The following is an 18,797-nucleotide window of genomic DNA, read 5'->3' on the forward strand; positions in this document are numbered from 1 at the left end:
TTAATCAGTGATTAAGCAAAAACGTGCAATAAAGGAAGAAACAGGAGGGGGCTCTCCTGTTTCTTCCTTTACGCTATTCCCATCTGCAGATTTCATATTCCTTAAACCAGATCGTTTCACCCAGGCCGCAAGATACGTTTCGTAGCCAATATCTCTCCTTGCCAACGGTCACGGCACTTTTGTCAACGCAGGCGCCGTTTAATAAGTAACCCCATTTAGGGTCACCGCCGCTAAGGCATATGTTCATTGTTGCGCCGGTTCCACCATTTTTATAGGCGCAACTTCCGCCTCGTGCATAACCGGCGCGTTGAATAACGCGATTATTCGCATCATAACGGCATACCAGTTGCTTCTTCCGCGCGCCACAGACCTGCTCAACATCATCGGTACCAATACAGCCCCAATGATAGGCAGCATCAGAATCCGCAATATCGCGATAGGATCCCGATGTGCAACCATTCCCCGCATTCGCCGGTTGAGCAGAGTAAGTGTCTGAGAACACGGCACATACGCCCGGAGTGGTGACGACAATTTTCTTTTTCACACTGCAAGTGCGATCAATCTTGTCGGTACCGGTACAGGCCCAGCGGAATGCTGTTTCCGTATCGCCCAGATCTTTATACGAACCAACCGCGCATCCGGACGCCGCATTGCTGGCCGGCTGTGTTGAGAATTCGCCTGTGTAGCCTTTGCATTCACCGGAATTCAAGACAATTTTCTTGGTTGCCGCACAGGTGCGCGCAATACCGTCCGTTCCGGTACAAGCCCAGCGATAAGACGTATCCGTATCGCTGAGGTCGCTATAGCTACCGGCGCCGCACGCATTCGCGGTGTTTGTGGCTGGCTGGCTGGTATATTCCCCGCCATAGCTGGCGCATGACCCAGGCATAGAGCAGGCGACCTTCACACTGGTGCCGTGTCCCCATGCGTGCATGTCGGAGTCACTATACCGGCGACTGGACGGCGGGAACTGCCCATGGAATTCACCCGGCCATGTGCTGGTTTGCCAGCCATTTTGGGCTTGTGCAAAGGAGGCCCATATACGGTTGTTAATCACGGCGGGGCCTTTTTGGTGCAAAATAATGCTGCCCTGGAAATTCGGCTTGGAATAGATGGTCACGGTCGTGTCCCGCCCAATCGCAATGCCGTCAAACGTAAAGGCATCCGCATTCGCAAAAGGTTGGGATTTTGCGTATTCACCCGGGCCAACCATGTTGGACGCAAAATCGGTCACCCCAATCTGGCTGAACCACATTGGAACCGGATCCTTGCCAATCAACATCCCCGACACGTGGAAGAAGCAATAATTCGACGGTGGTGCTGTTTCTCCGGCTGGTGGCGGTTCCGGGCGAACGATGTTCGTGCTTTGCACGTTTGCAGAGCATGAATCGGTTCCTTCCGTAGACGGAATGCCTTTACAGCTCCACACGAATTTCCCGCCGGATTGTGTGATGGCCGTCGGAATACCGACATAGCATCGCGCACTGTCGTGGATGCTGGCAATATCTTTATACGTTCCGCCATTTGCAGAGCCGCACAAGCCGTTGACAGGAGGTTCGGGTGATGGTGGCGGTGACCCCGCGCACAGCGTGACGGTTGTCGGGTAACACGCCTGTTCTGCTTTCACCACACCAGATGGCGGATTACGAACGAAATCCTTGTAATCGGCGAAGCTGCCGGCCGGGCCGCTGGGAATCATTACGGAATCATCCGCGCGATATGCGGATTCACGCTCAATCCACTTCATGCGGTTATTGTCAGTTTGGGCAATCCCGGCATGGTCGATGAAAGCGCCGTTGGACGAGAAGCCATCCGCCGAATACATTTTCAGCATATCGTCGCCGGTCAACCCCGTGACTTGATTTTCCTCATCAATTGCACAAACCTGTTTTGCCTTTTCTTCGTTGCTGGATAAAAGCGCATTTGTACATTTGGATTTGTCTACTGTGACAACATCCGCGGCTGTCGCTTTCTTTATAACTTGGTAGCATAGATTCGTGACCTGGCCTTGCGTGTTGGCTTTGATGGTTTGGCTGGTGATGGTTTTGCCAGAAAGATGAGTGGCTTTGATTGAAGCAACGTCACGTGTTGGCACGTCATAGCAGAAATTGAAATCGTAACAGGCTCCGGTCACGTCCTTGTCAACAGCAGACCATTTACCGCCAAGGGGGGCGCCGCAATACACTTTGGCTTTGGCGTTGCCGCCTTGTTCGCCGCTGAACGTAACGGTCAGAGAGGATTTGTCGCGCGAATACTCATCCAATACGTAAGGGGTGGCTTTGGTGGGGTAATCCTTCACTGTTTCCGCCGCGTAAACGGGCATCGCCATCACGCACAGGACAACGCAGGAAAGAAACGCAGAAACAAAGATACGCATACTCATATAGAAACCCCTTCTAATCCATGTCTTCGCGCATGGGTAGTGCAGTGTCCTAGAATTTTAGCGTGCAATGCGTTAATTTTTAAATAAATTGTCCTTTATTTTCCGTGGGTTGAAACATAAAAAACCTATCCATGGGGATAGGTTTTTTATGTTTCTGGCAATGACGATGGTTTATTCTGGGGTGACGTGGGGGGCGGCGATGTGCAACACCCGGCGTACTTTATCCAGATCAAAATGGTCGTTGGTTCGCACGCCCGTTTCCATGTCGATCCACGTGGTGTGGCCGTTGGCGACTTTTTGAATCATCTCGATGTTACTTTGGACGTTGTCCGGGTTCATGCCGCCGGCATAGCCGCAAAAATGCCCGGGCAAGGGCGCATCCCAGCTGTCCGGGCTGATGCCACGCCCAGCAGATTCATCAAACAAAACAGCGTGGTTGGGAACATCGGACAAGAGGGGGAGGAGGCCCGCTTTATCCTTTGTGTATTGGATAATAAATTGGTGCTGCGGATTTTCGCGCACGCGCGCCACCAGATCAGCCGGGTCATAACGCCCCTCAACATCACCAAATTTCAGGTTCAGTTGGATCCGTTTAAAACCGGACATTAAATCGAGAATATCCTGTTCACCGCGAATAAAGCCCAGGAAACCCCCATCACATAAATGCATGGCGGTGTTTGTCCCTGTGTAATTTTTCGAAAAATCAGAAATCCAGGCCGCAGTGGGAAAGCGGGCCTGCCCGGCGCGGGCCGGTAACAACAAAATGGCCCACTCAACGAACGGGAATTCGGCCGCAATTGTGTTCAGATCGTCGACTTTGATTTCGTCATCTGCACCGGTGATCGAACAATATTGCAACTTCATGGGGAGGGCTTTCTGTTTCAAGCATTATGGTCTGGCGCTGATTATGGGGAAGGGGGTGTGTATTCTCAATATAATTTGACAAACCATGAATATTTACATAATTATTGGCGTTGTTCCAGGGGCTTTAGGGCAGGCTAAAATGCGAAACTTCTTTGCAAAACAATGGCTTCTTCGTCAATTTCGATACGCTGATCCTGTGGCGGAGCCCTATCATGGGGACGCGGGCGTGCTGCTGGCCGAGACACCGGCCGGTTTTAAACGGCTGGCCGACCCTGATGTGCGGGCTGTGGTCTGGATTCCCCGTGATGGCTTCCTGCATGACAGTGCGGCGGATATACGCGGCAAAATTCAAAATCTGGACCCGGATGATCGTGATGTGCTGGCGTCTTCTTTGCTGATCCAGCATGGGCAGAATACTTCCGAAGACCAGAAATCCATTTTGTCTGCGCGTGGGCTTACGTCTATTTTCAAACAAACATCTGGTTTTATGCGGGATCGCCTCGACCTCATCCATTCGTTTCATGTCGCTGATGGGGCCAGCTATATCCTGCCCGTGGCCACGTTGATGAATGATAAGAATGATTCCATGAACAATGCGGGCAACCGCATGCACCGGGAACAGGCGGTGACGCAAATGTTGCACGTTCCTATCGGCCCGGGCACGGTGTGGTTGAATGACAGGGGCGAAAATGTATCGTTGCCCGAAAATGGATTTTTGCTGTTCAAGGGTGTGTTTTCAAAGGACCCTGAAATGGCTTTGTGGCACCGCTCGCCCATTTATTCCAATCCGCAACCGCGGATGATCTTCTCATCCTTTGGCGGCGCTTAACCAGCCTGGCGGATTACATCCAGAAATGCGGGTGCGTATCGATCCAGCTTCGATTGACCCACCCCGGGGATTTGCGCCATGGAATCCATGTAAATGGGCCGGCGTGTGGCCATTGCGATCAGTGTCTTATCATGGAAAATGACATAGGGCGGCAAGTTCGCCTCCCGTGCGATCGATAGGCGCAGGGCTTTTAATGATTCAAACAACGCCCGGTCGGCATCGTTTTCCAATTCCGCCAGGGCATTTCCGGCTTCACGATTTTTGCTCTGGCGGCTTTCCTTCTCACGCGGCAGGCGCAGTTGCAGGGTTGCCTTGTCTTTCAGGAACTGCATCCCTTCCGTTGTCATCTTCAATCCACCATGGCCTTCCAAATCGACGAAGATCAGATTGGCGGCCACCATCTGGCGGATAAAGCTTTCCCATGTCCGGCGGTCAATATCGGTACCGATGCCCCATGTGCTGAGCTGGTCATGGTTGTGTTTGTCGGTTTGTGGTGTTGGTGTGCCGGTCAAAACATCAACAATGTGTTTGCCACCAAACATGTTTCCCGTGCGGTGGATACAGGACAGGATTTTTTGTGCTGGAATGGTGCCATCAATGCTTTGTTGTGGCGACAGGCAGGAATCGCAATTGCCACAGGGTGCGCCGTCATCGCCAAAATATTGCAACAAAATCTGGCGGCGGCAATGGGCGGCCTCGCAATAGCCGAGCAGGGCGGTCAACTTATGATGTTCAACGCGTTTTTGTTCATCCGGTGCATCGGAATTGGTGATCATCTGGCGGCGCAGCGCGACATCCTGCAATCCGTACAGCATCATGGCCGTTGCGGGCAGGCCATCGCGGCCCGCACGGCCCGTTTCCTGGTAATACGCCTCAATATTCGCGGGCAGGTCGAGGTGCGCCACAAACCGGACGTCGGGTTTATTGATGCCCATGCCGAACGCGATGGTGGCAACAATAATAACGCCTTCTTCTTTCAAGAATCGGTTTTGGTGATTGGCACGCGTGCGCGCATCCAACCCGGCATGATAGGGCAGGGCTGTGTACCCCTGATCAAGCAACCATTCCGCTGTTTCATCCACCTTGCGGCGGGACAGGCAATAAATAATCCCGCTTTCCCCACGCGGGCGATCCTGCAGGAAAGTCAGCAATTGCTTTTTTGGGGTGTCCTTGACCGCCACATCATATCGAATGTTCGGGCGGTCAAACCCAGCGACAAAAATTTCATCCAGTTTCAGTTGCGCCATAATATCCCGGCGCGTCGGCGCATCGGCGGTCGCGGTCACGGCAATGCACGGGACATGCGGGTACCGGTCACGCAGGGCGGATAACATCCGGTATTCCGGGCGGAAATCATGCCCCCATTGTGATACGCAATGGGCCTCATCAATTGCAATCAATGCAATGTCGATATGGTCCAGAATATTCAGGATGGCATCCGTAACAAGTCGTTCCGGCGCAATGTACACCAGATCCAACTGCCCATTCTGCATGGCCGACAGGGCATCCTGCATTTCTTGCCAGCTCAGCGATGAATTCAGCGCCGCCGCACGAATGCCCAGTTCGCGCAACGCGCTCACCTGATCCTGCATCAACGCAATCAACGGTGACACCACAATGCCGACGCCAGGGCGACACAGAGCCGGGATCTGATAGCACAATGATTTCCCCGCACCCGTCGGCATCAGGGTGCAACAACTTCCCCCCGCCATCACATGCTCAATCACTGCCTGCTGATGCCCGCGAAATGAATCGTAACCGAACACGGTTTTGAGGACCGTTTCGGGGGAGGGGCTCGTAGTGTTTTGTGTCGGGGCTAACATCCTGTTTTTTAACATGCGGGCCCAAGGGGTGACAGCTATATTCTGGCGCTTTTCAATAAAGTCCTGTGGATATTGAGGTGTTTGTCGCGCAGCCGCAATTATGCCTTTACCCCAAACCACCCGGAAATCATAAATGACTGAAAGAATCGAACGGGCCGAGGAATGCCGCTAATGCGGAGCATGTCCTCTGTTTCCGCTGGGGAAATGACACACAGAATATTCTTCAGTAAATTCGGAATGTTTTTGATAGAATCTTCTGTTCCACCCATTTGCATCTGCAAGGCTTGCCATGCATGTAGCATGTCGGGAAATTCCGCAGAGTTCAGATCAAAGCTGATCTCTGTATTGATCAAGTATCCACCCGGCTTCAATTGCTGCTGCATGCCTGTATAAAACGCAGTGCGTTCATCACGCGCAATGAAGTGGCCGACAAGGATGCTGAGAACTGCGTCAAATTGTTCTCTACCAACAATATCTTGAATATATCCCTGGATCAGTTCGCAACGATGAGAAAGGCCCGCATTTTTTAGATTTTGGCGGCAAACGTCCAGCATTTCGATTGAGGGGTCAATGCCCACGAATGACCATTCTGGGTATAGACGAGCCAATGACAAAATCTCGGCCCCGGTTCCAACGCCAACACACAAAATGCGTGCATTGATGGGCAAGTCTTTTAGCAGAAGACGGATCAAGAAATGCATATTATCCGCAACGGCAGCCACTCTGCTGTTTCGCTCATCATATGATTTCGATATTTCTGCGGTGAAAAAATTTGTCATCCTAACGCTCCGTGCAACTGGAATTTCCATGCTAACGGTAGCGGTGCGAATCGGTAAAGAAAAGTATGAATATGAAATGGATGGCGGAGAGGGGGGGATTCGAACCCCCGATAGGTTATGCACCTATAACGGTTTTCGAGACCGCCGCATTCAACCACTCTGCCACCTCTCCGTGCCTGAATAGATGTGTGGTTCTTACGGACGGGGATTTATAGGCGATTGGGGCGGGTTTGGCAACAGGGGATCGGGGGGTGAAGAGGCTTTAAAAGCAAAGAGTTAGGGGCGTGCGGCTGGGGCGGGGCTGAGAAAAAGGCCCCGGTGTGCGTCCGGGGCCTTGTTTCGGGAATGGTATGTCTTGCTTGTGCCCTTAGCGGGCTGGTTCTTTGCAAACCGTGTTGGACGACATCTCATTCGCTTTTGGATATTTATGCGCGCATGTCTTGTTGGCTGTATCATGGGCCGTTTCATAATAATTGGTCCATGTGTTCTGTGGGCGGGCGGTACCGCTACATGCGGCGAGACCAACGGCACACAGAACGGTCATACACAGAATAGCGCTCGTACGAACTGACATAACAGGAGCTCCTTTGTCTGAAGTGGTATGAGTACTTTTAGGTACTGAAGAAACACGTATCTTTAGTATAAGCAGAGTCTACCCCGGGATTGGTTAACGCGTGCATCAGGCGCAGATTTCTGCGGCTTTTAAAATAAAAATGGGTGCGCTCGTGTTCAGGAAGCGCACCCAAAACCGATTTTCAGGATTTTCTTAAAATTTTACAGGCTCAAGCCCCCGTGTCCTGATACATCAGCGACAAATATTTTTCCCCGCGATCGCACAGGAATGTCAGAACATTTTTAATCGACGGATCACGGCGTTTGATTTCGCGGGCGGCCCAATAATTGGCACCGCTGCTGGGGCCGACGAATTGGCCCATTTCGCGGGCCATGCGGTGGGCTTCGTCAATCGCGATTTGGCTGTCGACGCAAATCACTTCGGTGATTTCATCGCGGTGCCGATCGTAAATTGTCGGAACAAAACCGTCGGAAATGCCCTCAATTTTATGATCTGCAACGATGCAACATTCTAATGTCTGGCTTTCACTGGGTTCCATCGCGAAAACTTTGATGTCCGGGTTGTGCCATTGGCGCAAGGCTTGGGCCACGCCAATCAACGTACCGCCGGTGCCAACACCCTGCACAATCGCGTCGATTTTAACGCCAGCTGGAATTTGCGCGATGACTTCGCGGCCCAGCCATTCGCGGTTTTCTTCGACGTTCCATTCATTGTCGAATTGGGCGGGGCAATAAAATCCGGGTTGTTGGCCCAAGCGAATGGCTTCGGCGCGGGCCTCGTTCACTTGAAAATGGCCAACCAGTTTGATTTCGGCCCCAAACCCGCGCGAAATGCGCACGCGTTCGTTGCTGTACCCATCGGGCATGACAACGATCATCTTGTAACCCTTGGCCGCCGCAATCATGGACAGGGCGTTGCCGGTGTTGCCGCTGGTGGCTTCAACAATGGTGTCGCCGGGTTTCAGGAGGCCTTCGGCCTCGGCCTTTTCAATCATAAACTTCGCCATGCGGGCCTTGATCGAACCGGACGGGTTGAAATATTCGGCCTTGGCATAAATGCCATCACCCAGATCCAGCAACGGCGTGTTGCCAATGCAATCCAAAATGGATTTCGCCGGGCAGGGGGTGGTCATGTGATCCGTCATGGTTTTATTATTTTTCGCTTGTGCCTGTTGCATCATCAATCTCCGCCTTCAAACTGTACAGAAGGTCCAAAGCCTCCCGCGGGGTCAGGGCGTCAGGATTGATGGCTTTCAGGCGTTCTTCAAGCTTTGAATGTGCTGCGTTTGCGAAAGAGTCTGATTTTTGCGGCAGGGCGGCGCTGAACAACGGCAATTCATTGGCCAGTTTGTTCAAATTGCCGGATTGTTCACCTTTTTCCAGCTTGTCCAAAACCGATTGCGCGCGGGCAATCACGGCCGGGGGCAGACCCGCCAAACGGGCCACATGGATACCGTAAGACCGATCCGCCGCGCCCGCGCCAACGGAATGCAGGAAGATGATGTCACCCTTCCATTCCTTCACCTGCATTGAATGACAGGACAGGGAGGGCAGGCGTGATTGCAGGCTGGTCAATTCATGGTAGTGCGTAGCGAACAAAGACCGGCACTGGCTGACCTCATGCAAATGCTCAACACACGCCCAGGCGATGGACAGGCCGTCGAATGTCGCTGTACCGCGCCCGATTTCATCGAGGATGACGAGCGATTTGTTCGTCGCCTGATTCAAAATCGCGGCGGTTTCAACCATTTCAACCATAAAAGTTGAACGGCCACGCGCCAGATCATCCGATGCGCCAACGCGGCTGAACAGCCGGTCGACCAAACCAATATGCGCGGATTTCGCCGGAACGAATGATCCCATCTGCGCCATGATGGTGATGAGCGCGTTCTGGCGCAGGAAGGTGGATTTACCCGCCATGTTCGGACCGGTTAGAAGCCACAAGCGTTGCGCATCGGATAAATCGCAATCATTGGGCACAAAATCCCCGCCACCATCACGGCGCAGGACGGATTCAACAACCGGGTGACGCCCGCCAGCAATGACAAAGGCGGTGGTGTTATCAATCGCGGGGCGTGTGTAATTCTGTTCCAGCGCCAGATGGGCCAAAGCCGCGGTCACATCAACAGCGGCCAATGCACGGGCCATCGTGCCAATGTTTTGGGATGCCGCACCGACGTCATCCACCATCTGGCGGAACAATTCCAGTTCGATGCCGAGGGCTTTGTCGGCGGCGGAGGAAATGTCCCGTTCCAGTTCGGCCAGCTCCGGTGTGGTAAATCGCACGGCATTCGCCATGGTCTGGCGGTGAATATATGGATTGGCTTCGCTGTTTTGTTCGCCCTTGTGAATCATCATCACATCGGCGCGTTTTGCGGGCACTTCGATGAAATAACCCAACACGTTGTTATAGGTGATTTTCAGTGCATCAATCCCGGTATGGGCCTGATATTTCGCCTGCAACTGGGCCATGACTTTCTTGGCGTCATCGCGCATGGTGCGCAGGTGGTCCAGCTTGTCGCTGTATCCCGCGCGGATAAACCCGCCGTCGCGTTCCAGCGCGGGCAAATCGTCTTTCAAGGCCGCGCTCAAACGGTCGAGCAAGGCCTGCGTCGTCGGGGTTGATTGCAAATCCGCTGTGATGGGGGACAAAGGCGTGATATTCGCGGACAGCAAAACGCCGCGCATATCTTCGCCAGCACGCAACCCATCACGGATCATGCCCAGATCGCGCGGCCCACCGCGTCCGACGGTCAGGCGGGAGAGCGCCCGTTCCATATCTGGGGTTGATTTCAACCGGGTGCGAATATCATTGCGCAGGGTGGTTGCGGACACCAGTGCGTCCACCTGATCCAGGCGTTGGGCAACGCCTGCCACATCGCGCAACGGCGCGGACAGGCGGGCTTGCAACGCGCGGGCGCCGGGGCCGGTGATGGTCCGGTCGATGGTGGCCAGCAACGATCCCTTGCGGTCGCCATTCATCGTGCGGGTGATTTCCAGTGAACGGCGCGTGGCGGCATCAATCTCCATCACCGCGCCAGACGCCAATTGGCGGGGCGGGTTCAAATGGGGGATTTTGCCTTTTTGCGTGCGGTCGATGTAATCAATCAACGCGCCAGCGGCGGCAATTTCGGCGCGGGAAAACGCGCCAAAGGATTCCAGTGTGCCCACACCGAACATGGATTCCATGCGGCGCTGTGCATTCTGGCTGTCGAACAGGCTGGCCGATTGAACGGTCAGGGCCTGGCGGACGCCGGCGAATGTTTCGAACAGCGCCTCTTTCTGCGTCAGCTTGTCGCTGGTCAGGATTTCGCTGGCGCCCACGCGTTCAAACGCGGCGGCGATGTCGGCTTCGGCCACGGGCTGGACCCAGAAATCCCCGGTGGAAATTTCCAGCCAGGCAAACCCATATTGCCCCCCAGCCTCGGCCAGTGCGGACAGGTAATTGTTTTCCCGGGAATCCAGCAAATGGTCTTCGGTAATGGTTCCCTGTGTCACCACGCGGATGACGTCGCGGTTGACCAGCGCCTTGGACCCGGCGCGGCGTTTGGCTTCCTCCGGGGTTTCGGTCTGTTCGCAGATGGCAACCTTGTATCCGGCGCGGATCAGACGGGCCATATAGGATTCGTATGAATGGAACGGCACCCCGCACATGGGTATGTCGGTCCCATTGGTTTTGCCGCGTTTGGTCAGGGTGATGTCCAATGTTTCCGATGCCTTGATGGCATCGTCAAAGAACATTTCGTAAAAATCGCCCATCCGATAGAACAACAAACAATCCGGGTATTGCGCCTTCAGCCCCAGGTACTGGGTCATCATGGGCGTATGCCCCTCGGTCGAGAAGGCATCGGGTGTTTGGTCGTCTGTCTTTTGGGCGGCGTTTTGCATGGGTCTATTTCGTTCCGGTTGATCCGAACCCGCCCGCGCCGCGTGCGGTTTCGTCCAGGCTGGCCACTTCGGTCCAGGTCACGGTGGCGTGGCGGGCGATGACCATCTGGGCAATGCGCATGCCGCGTTCGATCACGAACGGAGTCTGGCTATGGTTGATCAGGATGGCTTTGATCTCACCGCGGTAATCGGCGTCGATGGTGCCGGGGCTGTTCAAAACGGTCACGCCGTTTTTGGCGGCCAGGCCGGAGCGGGGGCGAACCTGGGCCTCGAACCCGGCGGGCAGGGCGATGGCCAGCCCGGTTGCGACCATGGCAGTTTGGCCCGGGGCCAGGGTCAGCGGCGCATCAATCGCGGCACACAAATCCATGCCCGCCGATTGCTCGGTCGCGTAAGATGGCAAGGGCAGGTCCGCCGCATGGGGCAGGCGGGTGATGGATACGCCAACATGGTCCAGTTGGTTGCCAATGGTGTTTGCGCGCAATTCTGCCTGTGCGGTCATGGTCTTAAATCCTGATCTTCATCATGTGGGTTGATGAGGATTTTATAGCAGAAAAGGGTCCGAAACCCGACCCGCGCGGCGGGGTTTTGCGGGAGTCATGCACAGTTTTTGATCGTGATGAATAATCATTTATTTTCAATATGTTGGAATGCTCTATTGCGGTTGTGCCTAAAACAATAAACCCCACCATTTCTGGCGAGGTTTATTTGAATTCGAGCTTCAGCAATCAATTACATCACATTGATGCAAAAGGATTAGTGGGCGTGACCTTCCGTCACTGCTTCCTTCGCGGCATCCGTTGCTTCTTCTTTTACAGCTTCGGTGGCTTCGGTTGCAGCTTTGTCAGCTTCAGCAGCAGCTTTCGCAGCTTCGTCAGCGGCGGCTTCAGCAGCACCTTCGGCCTTATCAGCGGCGTCGGTTGCAACATCAGCGGCTTCTTCGGTTTTCTCTGCGGCTTCGGTTGCTACAGCGGCGGCAGCATCGGTTTGTGCGGCGGCTTCGGTCGCAACATCAGCAGCGACAGCGGCATCAGCAGCCGTGGAGGCGGCAGCGTCAGCAGCAGCTTCGGCGGCAACAGCTTCAGCAGCGGCATCCGTGGCATGCTCAACAGCGGCAGCGGCGGCGTCTTCACCGGCGGCCGGTTCGATCGCAACAACGCCGGAAGCGTCGCCCATGTAGTTGTTGTAAACGAATTGGATGCCGAACAGGCCAGCAACCAGAACAACAACGGCAGGCAGGATGTTTTTAATGATATTCATTGGGTGACTCCTCACTAAGGAACGTTTTTTGTTGTGTCTTAAAGTTTAGGACAGGGCGTTACCGCCATATCCATAATTTCGGTAACCCGCAGAAAATACTGCAGATTGAATGGAAAATGCAATATTTATGAACGGGTTATCCCCGATTCAACCACCGCAAAATGCAAAAATGGCGGAAGACCGCCATTTTTTAGTATTTCCAACCTTCGTGAATGGCGGCGATGCCAAAGCTGAGGTTCGTATGGCGGGCCCGGTCAAACCCGGCGGCGCGCATCCGGGTTTCCAATTCCCGTTGCGGCGGGAATTTGCGGATGGATTCGACCAGATATTGATAACTGTCCCGGTCCTTGGCGACAATTTCGCCGATCTTGGGGATGACGCTGTAGGAATAAGCGTCGTAAATCCGGCGCAACATCGGCTCGGTCACGCGGCTGAATTCCATGCAGTAAAACCGCCCACCGGGTTTCAGAACGCGGTACGCATCGGCCAACGCGCGGTCAATGTGTGTGACGTTCCGCAAGCCAAAGGCGATGGTGTACACATCAACGCTGGCATCCGGGATGGGCAGGCATTCGGCATTGCCCGTGACCCAGTCAAAATCATCCATCCATCCACGATTGATGGCGCGGTCACGACCGACGCGTAACATTTCCGGATTAATATCGCAAACAGTGATGGCGGTATCCGGTCCAGCCTTGGCACGAATGCGGAATGCAATATCCCCCGTGCCACCCGCAACGTCCAAGAAGACTTGATCGGACCGGGGGCGGATCATGCGGACCAGGCGGTCCTTCCACAAACGGTGGACGCCCGCCGACATGAAATCGTTCATCACATCATAACTGTCCGCCACGGATGCGAAGACATCGTGGACCAACCCGGTTTTTTCCTCTGGGCTGACATGGCGTTCGCCGAACCATTCGCGTTCCGGGTTTTTCTCGTTCTGCGGCTTTGGTTGGGCTTTGGTCATCTGGGTCTTACTTTACAATGTGCAAATGTGGGGTCCGCTGAGTGTTGTCTAGATTATGGGCATCACGCAACATGTTGTTCCAGCTTGATCCACCTTTTTCCAGCATTCTTATAAACTCAAACGCTTCGGGGCCGGCGTAGGGGCCGGATGTCAGCTCGTTCCAATCTTCGCGGCAGTAATTAAAGTCGAAGGACAATTCCGAAGCCTGGCCCGTTTGGAAAAAACGGATGCGCAGCATTTGGACATAAAAGTTCAGGCGTGTGCTGGGCTCATAGGTCAGCCCACCGATTTTAAACACCAGCGGCGTGGGCAGGGTTTGCCCGGAGGACAGGGTCATTACTTCGCGCTGGAACATCGGTTCCTTGGTGTTGAAGAAATAGCGCATATACCGGGCCGCATGTTCGGGCGAGCGCGGTTTCACGATCACTTCGGAATGATCGTCCGTATTCACGCTGATGGTAATGCTGCTGAAATCCAGCGTGCGGTTGGCTACGGCGCGCTGAAACAGTGCGCGCAGGTGGTTCTCCGGGGTTGTGAAGCCATCAATCATGGTGCTTCCGTCCTGTTCGTTTTTTATAATTTATGAAAAATCTCTAGCCCATGGGGTCCCCAAGCGCAAGGGGGGATATCTATATATATGGTGTGCAGGCACGCAACCTTTTTGTTTTTCCCTTTCTTTTGCCCCAAACCCGCGCCATTCTGCGGCGCATGAAACTGATTAAAGCCATGGCGACGGTTGGGGGACTGACGGGATTATCCCGTTTGGTCGGGTTTGTGCGCGACTTGATGACGGCGTTCTTTTTGGGGGCTGGCCCATTAGCTGATGCGTTTTTTGTGGCGTTGAAGTTGCCGAATTTCTTCCGCCATGTGACGGCGGAGGGGGCGTTTAGCGTATCCTTCGTCCCGCTGTATTCCGAAGCGCTGGAAAAAGAGGGGGAGGATGCCGCAAACCGTTTCGCGGGGCAGGCCTTTTCCTTCATGCTGGCGGTATTGCTGGTCTTTACTGTGTTGATCATGGCGGCAATGCCATGGGTTATCGGTCTGATCGCCCCAGGATTTACAGCGGGATCGGAACAATATGATCTGGCGGTTGAGCTCTCCCGTATTACGTTCCCGTATTTGTTGCTGATGTCGCTGGCGGCTTTGGTGGGTGGCATGCTGAATGCGCACCACAAATTCGGTCCGTTTGCTGCCGCGTCCATTTTCTTCAATCTGTGCCAGATTGTCGCGATGTTGATGGCGGATCGGTTTTTCCAGACCGTGGGGCACGCGTTGTCGTGGGGTGTGTGCATATCGGGCATCGTTCAGCTTGTCTGGATGTGGTATTTCCTGCGCCGGAATAAGATCCGCCTGCATATTCAGCGCCCGCGTATGACGCCAGAATTGAAACAGCTTTTCCGTCTGATGGGGCCGGGCGTTCTGGGGGCGGGGATTGTCCATATCAACCTGTTCGCGGACATTATCATCGCGTCGTTCCTGGCTACGGGGGCGATTTCGGCCCTGTATTATGCGGACCGGCTGTTCCAGTTGCCGCTGGGGATTGTCGGGATCGCGGTGGGAACGGCGTTGTTGCCGATGCTGACCCGGGCGCTGACCGCGAATAATACGACCGAGGCGAAAGATTTATTCAACCGGTCACTGGAGTATTGCCTGTTTTTTACCCTGCCGGCGGCGGTGGCGTTGATGGTCATTACGGATGATATTATCCGTGTGCTGTTTGAACGCGGCGCATTCGGCCCGGAGGATACGGCCCGGACGGCTCCGGCGCTGGCGTGCCTGGCGATTGGGTTGCCGGCTTATGTCGTCGTTAAAATCCTGTCATCGGCGTACTGGTCACGCAAGGATACGAAAACGCCGGTAAAAATCGCCGCGTCGATGGCGATTGTCAATATTGCGGCGGCCCTGATCCTGACTCGTTTTCTGGATGTTGCCGGGATTGCATTGGCGACGGGGCTGGCCGGATGGGTGCAGTGTTATTTCCTGTGGCGGATGCAACGGGGGAACGAAGCAACGGAATTTGATGACCGCCTGAAACGGGCCGTGCCACGCATTGCGCTGGCCGCCGGGTTGATGGGGGTCGCGCTGGCGGGTATGGGCTATGGCCTGCATCCATGGCTGCATGATGGTACGATTCATCAAATCTGGGCGCTGGGGGTTCTGGTGTGCGGGGGTGGGATTGTGTATTTTGTGGCCGCGCACTTTACCGGCGTATTCCGCTTTTCCGACATGATGAAATATTTCCGTCGCCGTAACGGGAAAAGGAAGCACGTAGACGAAATGGCAATTGAGGACACTGACCAATGATGAACAAGCGTATCTTTTCCGGCATGCAGCCAACCAACCGTTTGCACCTGGGGAACTATCTTGGGGCGCTGCGCAATTGGGTGAAATTGCAGGATGATGGATACGAAAATATTTTCTGTGTCGTCGATCTGCACGCCATTACCATGCCGTACGAGGTGGATCGTCTGGCCCCGGCCACGCGCGAAATTGCCGCGGCCTATATCGCCGCCGGGATTGATCCGGATAAATGTATTATTTACCCGCAATCGGCTGTGGCTGCGCATTCACAATTGATGTGGTTGCTGTCCACCATGACGCAGATGGGCAAGCTGGAACGCATGACCCAGTTCAAGGATAAAGCGGGCAAGAATGCCGAGCGTGCGGGCCTGGGCCTGTTCGCCTATCCGGTTTTGATGGCCGCGGATATTCTGGCGTACAAGGCGACCCATGTTCCGGTGGGTGAAGACCAGAAACAGCATCTGGAATTGGCACGCGATGTGGCGGCGACATTCAACACACGGTACGGCGTTGAATTTTTCCCACAGCCCGAGCCGATGATATTGGGCGAGGCCACACGCGTTATGTCCTTGCGTGATGGGACGAAGAAGATGAGCAAGTCCGATGAATCCGATTATTCGCGCATCAACCTGACCGATGATGCCGATGCGATTGCGACGAAGGTGAAGAAGGCGAAGACCGACCCGGAACCGTTGCCGGAAACGGTCGATGGCCTGAAGGGGCGGGCGGAAGCCGACAATCTTGTCACCATCTATGCCGCGCTGGCCGATACGACCAAGGCGGCGGTGCTGGCCGAATTTGGCGGGAAACAATTCTCGGCTTTCAAGCCGGCTCTGTCCGATCTGGCCGTGGCAAAGCTGACCCCCATCACCAGCCGGATGAACGATTTGCTGGCCCACCCGGACGAAATCGACCGGATTTTGAAACGTGGGGCGGACAAGGCGAATACAATCGCAACCCCGATTTTAAAAGAAACGGCGGAAATCATGGGGTTCTGGCGGACATAGTAGGGAGCGGGCGCAAAAAGCTTGCTCTGTTTCCATAATTCATTATATAACCCTCGGGCTATTACTTTTCATGGGATGGACCATTATGAAACATTTGAAAACACTGGGTGGCTGCGCCGGTTTGGCCTTGGCTCTGGCATTTTCCTCGGCTCATGCAGAGCCGCTGGAAGCTTATCGAGATGTGCAGGCCGAGGACGTTAAACAGGCCATAACCAAATATAAAGATTGCATGCGCACCCCAGAACTCAAAGCGAAGATTGCGCAAGAGTATGGTGCGAACGACAAAGCTTATCTAGAAAACCTGGAGGGCGAATTTGATTGGGCCGAAGCCTACGCCGATCGGAAGACGGGTGTGTGGGTTGTCGTTGCGCGTCCAAATGATAGCAAAGGAGATGGGTTGTCGGTCAAGGTTAATGGCCCGTCTGAATTTCCAATGGAATCTCTCTCGTGCATTATTGCCAAGGGTACGGACTTCCCAATGGGGCTCTTCCGTAACCCGCAAATGAGCGAAATGTTCAATAGCTACTATGAAATTAAGAAACAATACGGCATCAAGACGCGCAAATATCAATGCGTCTCTCACGGTCAGGCAGAAACATTCGCGCAAAAAATCTACGCCGCTGCCGCCATCAATATTCCGGGCAAGGAAACACAAGATTTCAAAACCATGATGCTGTACGCCAACGAAACGGGCGCCGGTACTGATGGCCGCAAAGGCTGGATGGTTGTGGGCGAGCCGAAAAACCCGGCAGCGATGGGATATTCCGTACAGCCGGGTGATCGTTTGGTGTGCCTGGTTGAATATTTCAAGGACGGATATCCGGAAGATGTGACCGGGGCTTACTGGTACAAGGATTATTTTGACCAGAAGCCGGGTAGCATTCCAGCCCCCAGCCTGTCCAAGATTCAACCTCAATGATGATGCGGTGGATGACGGGATTGGCCTTGTCGGCGGCTTTTACTGCGCAGGCGGTAAGCGGGCCGGAGATTCAAATCGTCACCGGACAGAATGAGTGCATTCACGCCCCCGAAGCGATTGCGTTCCAGCGCGATGTGTTCAAGGAAACGCCGACGGGTAAAAAGGGGGAAAGCACCCTGTATCACGTCGAAATCTGGGCCAATGCGGCGAAGGGCAGCTGGACACTGCTGGGCACCCCGAAAAACGACGCCATGGTGGACCCGGCCATTAAACGTCCGGTTTTGTGCGCCTTGGATGCGGGGACCAGCGGATACCCAGATGACGTCTATATGAAATACCGGGATTACTTCCCCAAGCCTTAGGTTTTGGGAAAATGACATAATCGCAAACGGCTTGTTTCGGGCAACCTTAACAAGCCGTTTGCCTTTTTATGGTTATGATTGCACAATAGGGCATCAAAATTGGACCGACCGGGAATTTTCCATGAAACATTTACTTTCCGCCTGTATGGCTGTGGCTTTGATGATCGGCGCATCAGCGTCCGCGCGGGCCGATTATTTCGTATGGCAGGATGCGGAGACAGGCCTGTCCGTCACATTCCCCGATACATGGAAAGCGGTCAGCCCGAACCAGCCCGATGAAATTCTGACCCTGATGGCTCCGGCCCCGGGTGATTTTGCGGTGTGCCGCATTCGCACCAACGAAGATCGCCGTTTCGTTGTCTTCCCGCCGCGCATGGCCGGCGATGTGCAGAAAATTTCGTACAGTACAGGATTCTGGGACACGTATCTGGCCGATTACGATGACGTTGAACTCTATGGCGTTCTGGACAATACCGGCTTGGGCCGTGGGTTCGGCAGCTTTGCTGTCGCCGATTTCAAGTCTGATTTCGTGGGACCGTATATGGGCCGCCGCGCCATTGCATCCGCCGCATTGTATAATGATCGTGCCTATGTGATGGATTGTTCTACACGTGAGGGTGTGTTTGCCGAATGGCAACCGTTGTTCATGAGCGTGATGGGATCTGTTGATTTTAAAAAGACCCATGACGAAGTCATCACAGGCAATTACCGCAATTTCCTGAAAGACCCGCAAATGCAATTCAAATTGCCGGGGTCCGAAGCCACCAATCGTTACTAATTCCGGTTTTTCGGTTATCACGCGGGGGTGGTCGTGTTTAAATGGAACATGGCCGCCCCCG

The 18,797-nt window shown here is 54.2% G+C and carries 17 protein-coding genes and 1 tRNA gene; 6 read left to right on the forward strand and 12 right to left on the reverse strand.

The annotated features are described in order from the left end of the window. Positions 1-73 precede the first annotated feature (73 nt). Both MICA_RS04220 and MICA_RS04225 read right to left on the reverse strand, forming a co-directional pair. Entirely contained in the window at positions 74-2,383 is a 2,310-nt protein-coding gene (locus tag MICA_RS04220) for a hypothetical protein (protein WP_014102461.1), read from the reverse strand. 171 nt (positions 2,384-2,554) lie between these two features. Continuing rightward, a complete protein-coding gene (locus MICA_RS04225) occupies positions 2,555-3,247 on the reverse strand; it encodes a beta/alpha barrel domain-containing protein (protein WP_014102462.1) in 693 nt (230 codons plus the stop codon). A gap of 226 nt (positions 3,248-3,473) precedes the next feature. Between MICA_RS04225 and MICA_RS04230 the strand changes: the two genes are divergently transcribed. Further along, on the forward strand, positions 3,474-4,076 hold the full coding sequence (locus tag MICA_RS04230) for a hypothetical protein (protein ID WP_014102463.1): 603 nt from the start codon (positions 3,474-3,476) through the stop codon (positions 4,074-4,076). On the opposite strand, the gene recQ is transcribed toward MICA_RS04230, so the two are convergent. The 10 genes from recQ to MICA_RS04280 form a co-directional block, all read right to left on the reverse strand. Further along, positions 4,073-5,899, reverse strand: a complete 1,827-nt coding sequence (gene recQ, locus MICA_RS04235) for a DNA helicase RecQ (protein ID WP_187287643.1) — start codon at positions 5,897-5,899, stop codon at positions 4,073-4,075. The genes MICA_RS04230 and recQ overlap by 4 nt on opposite strands. Before the next feature lie 98 nt (positions 5,900-5,997). Then, on the reverse strand, positions 5,998-6,678 hold the full coding sequence (locus tag MICA_RS04240) for a class I SAM-dependent methyltransferase (RefSeq protein ID WP_014102465.1): 681 nt from the start codon (positions 6,676-6,678) through the stop codon (positions 5,998-6,000). 81 nt (positions 6,679-6,759) lie between these two features. After that, a tRNA-Ser gene (locus MICA_RS04245) sits at positions 6,760-6,850 on the reverse strand. Between the two features lie 195 nt (positions 6,851-7,045). Then, positions 7,046-7,252 carry a hypothetical protein gene (locus MICA_RS04250; protein WP_041793802.1) on the reverse strand — a complete coding sequence of 69 codons (207 nt, stop codon included), beginning with the start codon at positions 7,250-7,252 and terminating at the stop codon, positions 7,046-7,048. 208 nt (positions 7,253-7,460) lie between these two features. Further along, positions 7,461-8,384 carry a PLP-dependent cysteine synthase family protein gene (locus MICA_RS04255; RefSeq protein WP_041794321.1) on the reverse strand — a complete coding sequence of 308 codons (924 nt, stop codon included), beginning with the start codon at positions 8,382-8,384 and terminating at the stop codon, positions 7,461-7,463. Between the two features lie 19 nt (positions 8,385-8,403). Continuing rightward, a complete protein-coding gene (gene mutS / locus MICA_RS04260; RefSeq protein ID WP_014102467.1) occupies positions 8,404-11,139 on the reverse strand; it encodes a DNA mismatch repair protein MutS in 2,736 nt (911 codons plus the stop codon). Between the two features lie 4 nt (positions 11,140-11,143). Then, positions 11,144-11,641 carry a dUTP diphosphatase gene (gene dut / locus MICA_RS04265; protein ID WP_049782091.1) on the reverse strand — a complete coding sequence of 166 codons (498 nt, stop codon included), beginning with the start codon at positions 11,639-11,641 and terminating at the stop codon, positions 11,144-11,146. Between the two features lie 254 nt (positions 11,642-11,895). Then, positions 11,896-12,399 carry a hypothetical protein gene (locus tag MICA_RS04270; protein ID WP_014102470.1) on the reverse strand — a complete coding sequence of 168 codons (504 nt, stop codon included), beginning with the start codon at positions 12,397-12,399 and terminating at the stop codon, positions 11,896-11,898. A gap of 190 nt (positions 12,400-12,589) precedes the next feature. Beyond that, positions 12,590-13,369: a bifunctional demethylmenaquinone methyltransferase/2-methoxy-6-polyprenyl-1,4-benzoquinol methylase UbiE gene (gene ubiE / locus MICA_RS04275; protein ID WP_014102471.1), complete on the reverse strand. Its 780-nt coding sequence runs from the start codon at positions 13,367-13,369 to the stop codon at positions 12,590-12,592. A 7-nt stretch (positions 13,370-13,376) separates the two neighbouring features. After that, positions 13,377-13,919: a hypothetical protein gene (locus tag MICA_RS04280; RefSeq protein ID WP_014102472.1), complete on the reverse strand. Its 543-nt coding sequence runs from the start codon at positions 13,917-13,919 to the stop codon at positions 13,377-13,379. Positions 13,920-14,077: 158 nt separating this feature from the next. Here MICA_RS04280 and murJ point away from each other — a divergent pair, with 158 nt between their 5' ends. From murJ to MICA_RS04305, 5 genes are all read left to right on the forward strand, one after another. Beyond that, positions 14,078-15,673: a murein biosynthesis integral membrane protein MurJ gene (murJ, locus tag MICA_RS04285; protein WP_014102473.1), complete on the forward strand. Its 1,596-nt coding sequence runs from the start codon at positions 14,078-14,080 to the stop codon at positions 15,671-15,673. After that, positions 15,670-16,677: a tryptophan--tRNA ligase gene (trpS, locus tag MICA_RS04290; RefSeq protein WP_321162960.1), complete on the forward strand. Its 1,008-nt coding sequence runs from the start codon at positions 15,670-15,672 to the stop codon at positions 16,675-16,677. Before murJ ends, trpS begins: the two co-directional genes overlap by 4 nt. Positions 16,678-16,762: 85 nt before the next feature. Then, positions 16,763-17,596 carry a hypothetical protein gene (locus tag MICA_RS04295; protein ID WP_148260419.1) on the forward strand — a complete coding sequence of 278 codons (834 nt, stop codon included), beginning with the start codon at positions 16,763-16,765 and terminating at the stop codon, positions 17,594-17,596. Beyond that, the gene (locus MICA_RS04300; protein WP_014102476.1) at positions 17,593-17,958 is read left to right on the forward strand and encodes a hypothetical protein; all 366 of its coding nucleotides are present in this window, start codon (positions 17,593-17,595) and stop codon (positions 17,956-17,958) included. The genes MICA_RS04295 and MICA_RS04300 overlap by 4 nt, the downstream gene beginning before the upstream one ends. A 121-nt stretch (positions 17,959-18,079) precedes the next feature. After that, positions 18,080-18,736: a hypothetical protein gene (locus tag MICA_RS04305; RefSeq protein ID WP_014102477.1), complete on the forward strand. Its 657-nt coding sequence runs from the start codon at positions 18,080-18,082 to the stop codon at positions 18,734-18,736. Positions 18,737-18,797: the final 61 nt, after the last annotated feature.

Source organism: Micavibrio aeruginosavorus ARL-13 (genome assembly GCF_000226315.1).
GTDB lineage: Bacteria > Pseudomonadota > Alphaproteobacteria > Micavibrionales > Micavibrionaceae > Micavibrio > Micavibrio aeruginosavorus_B.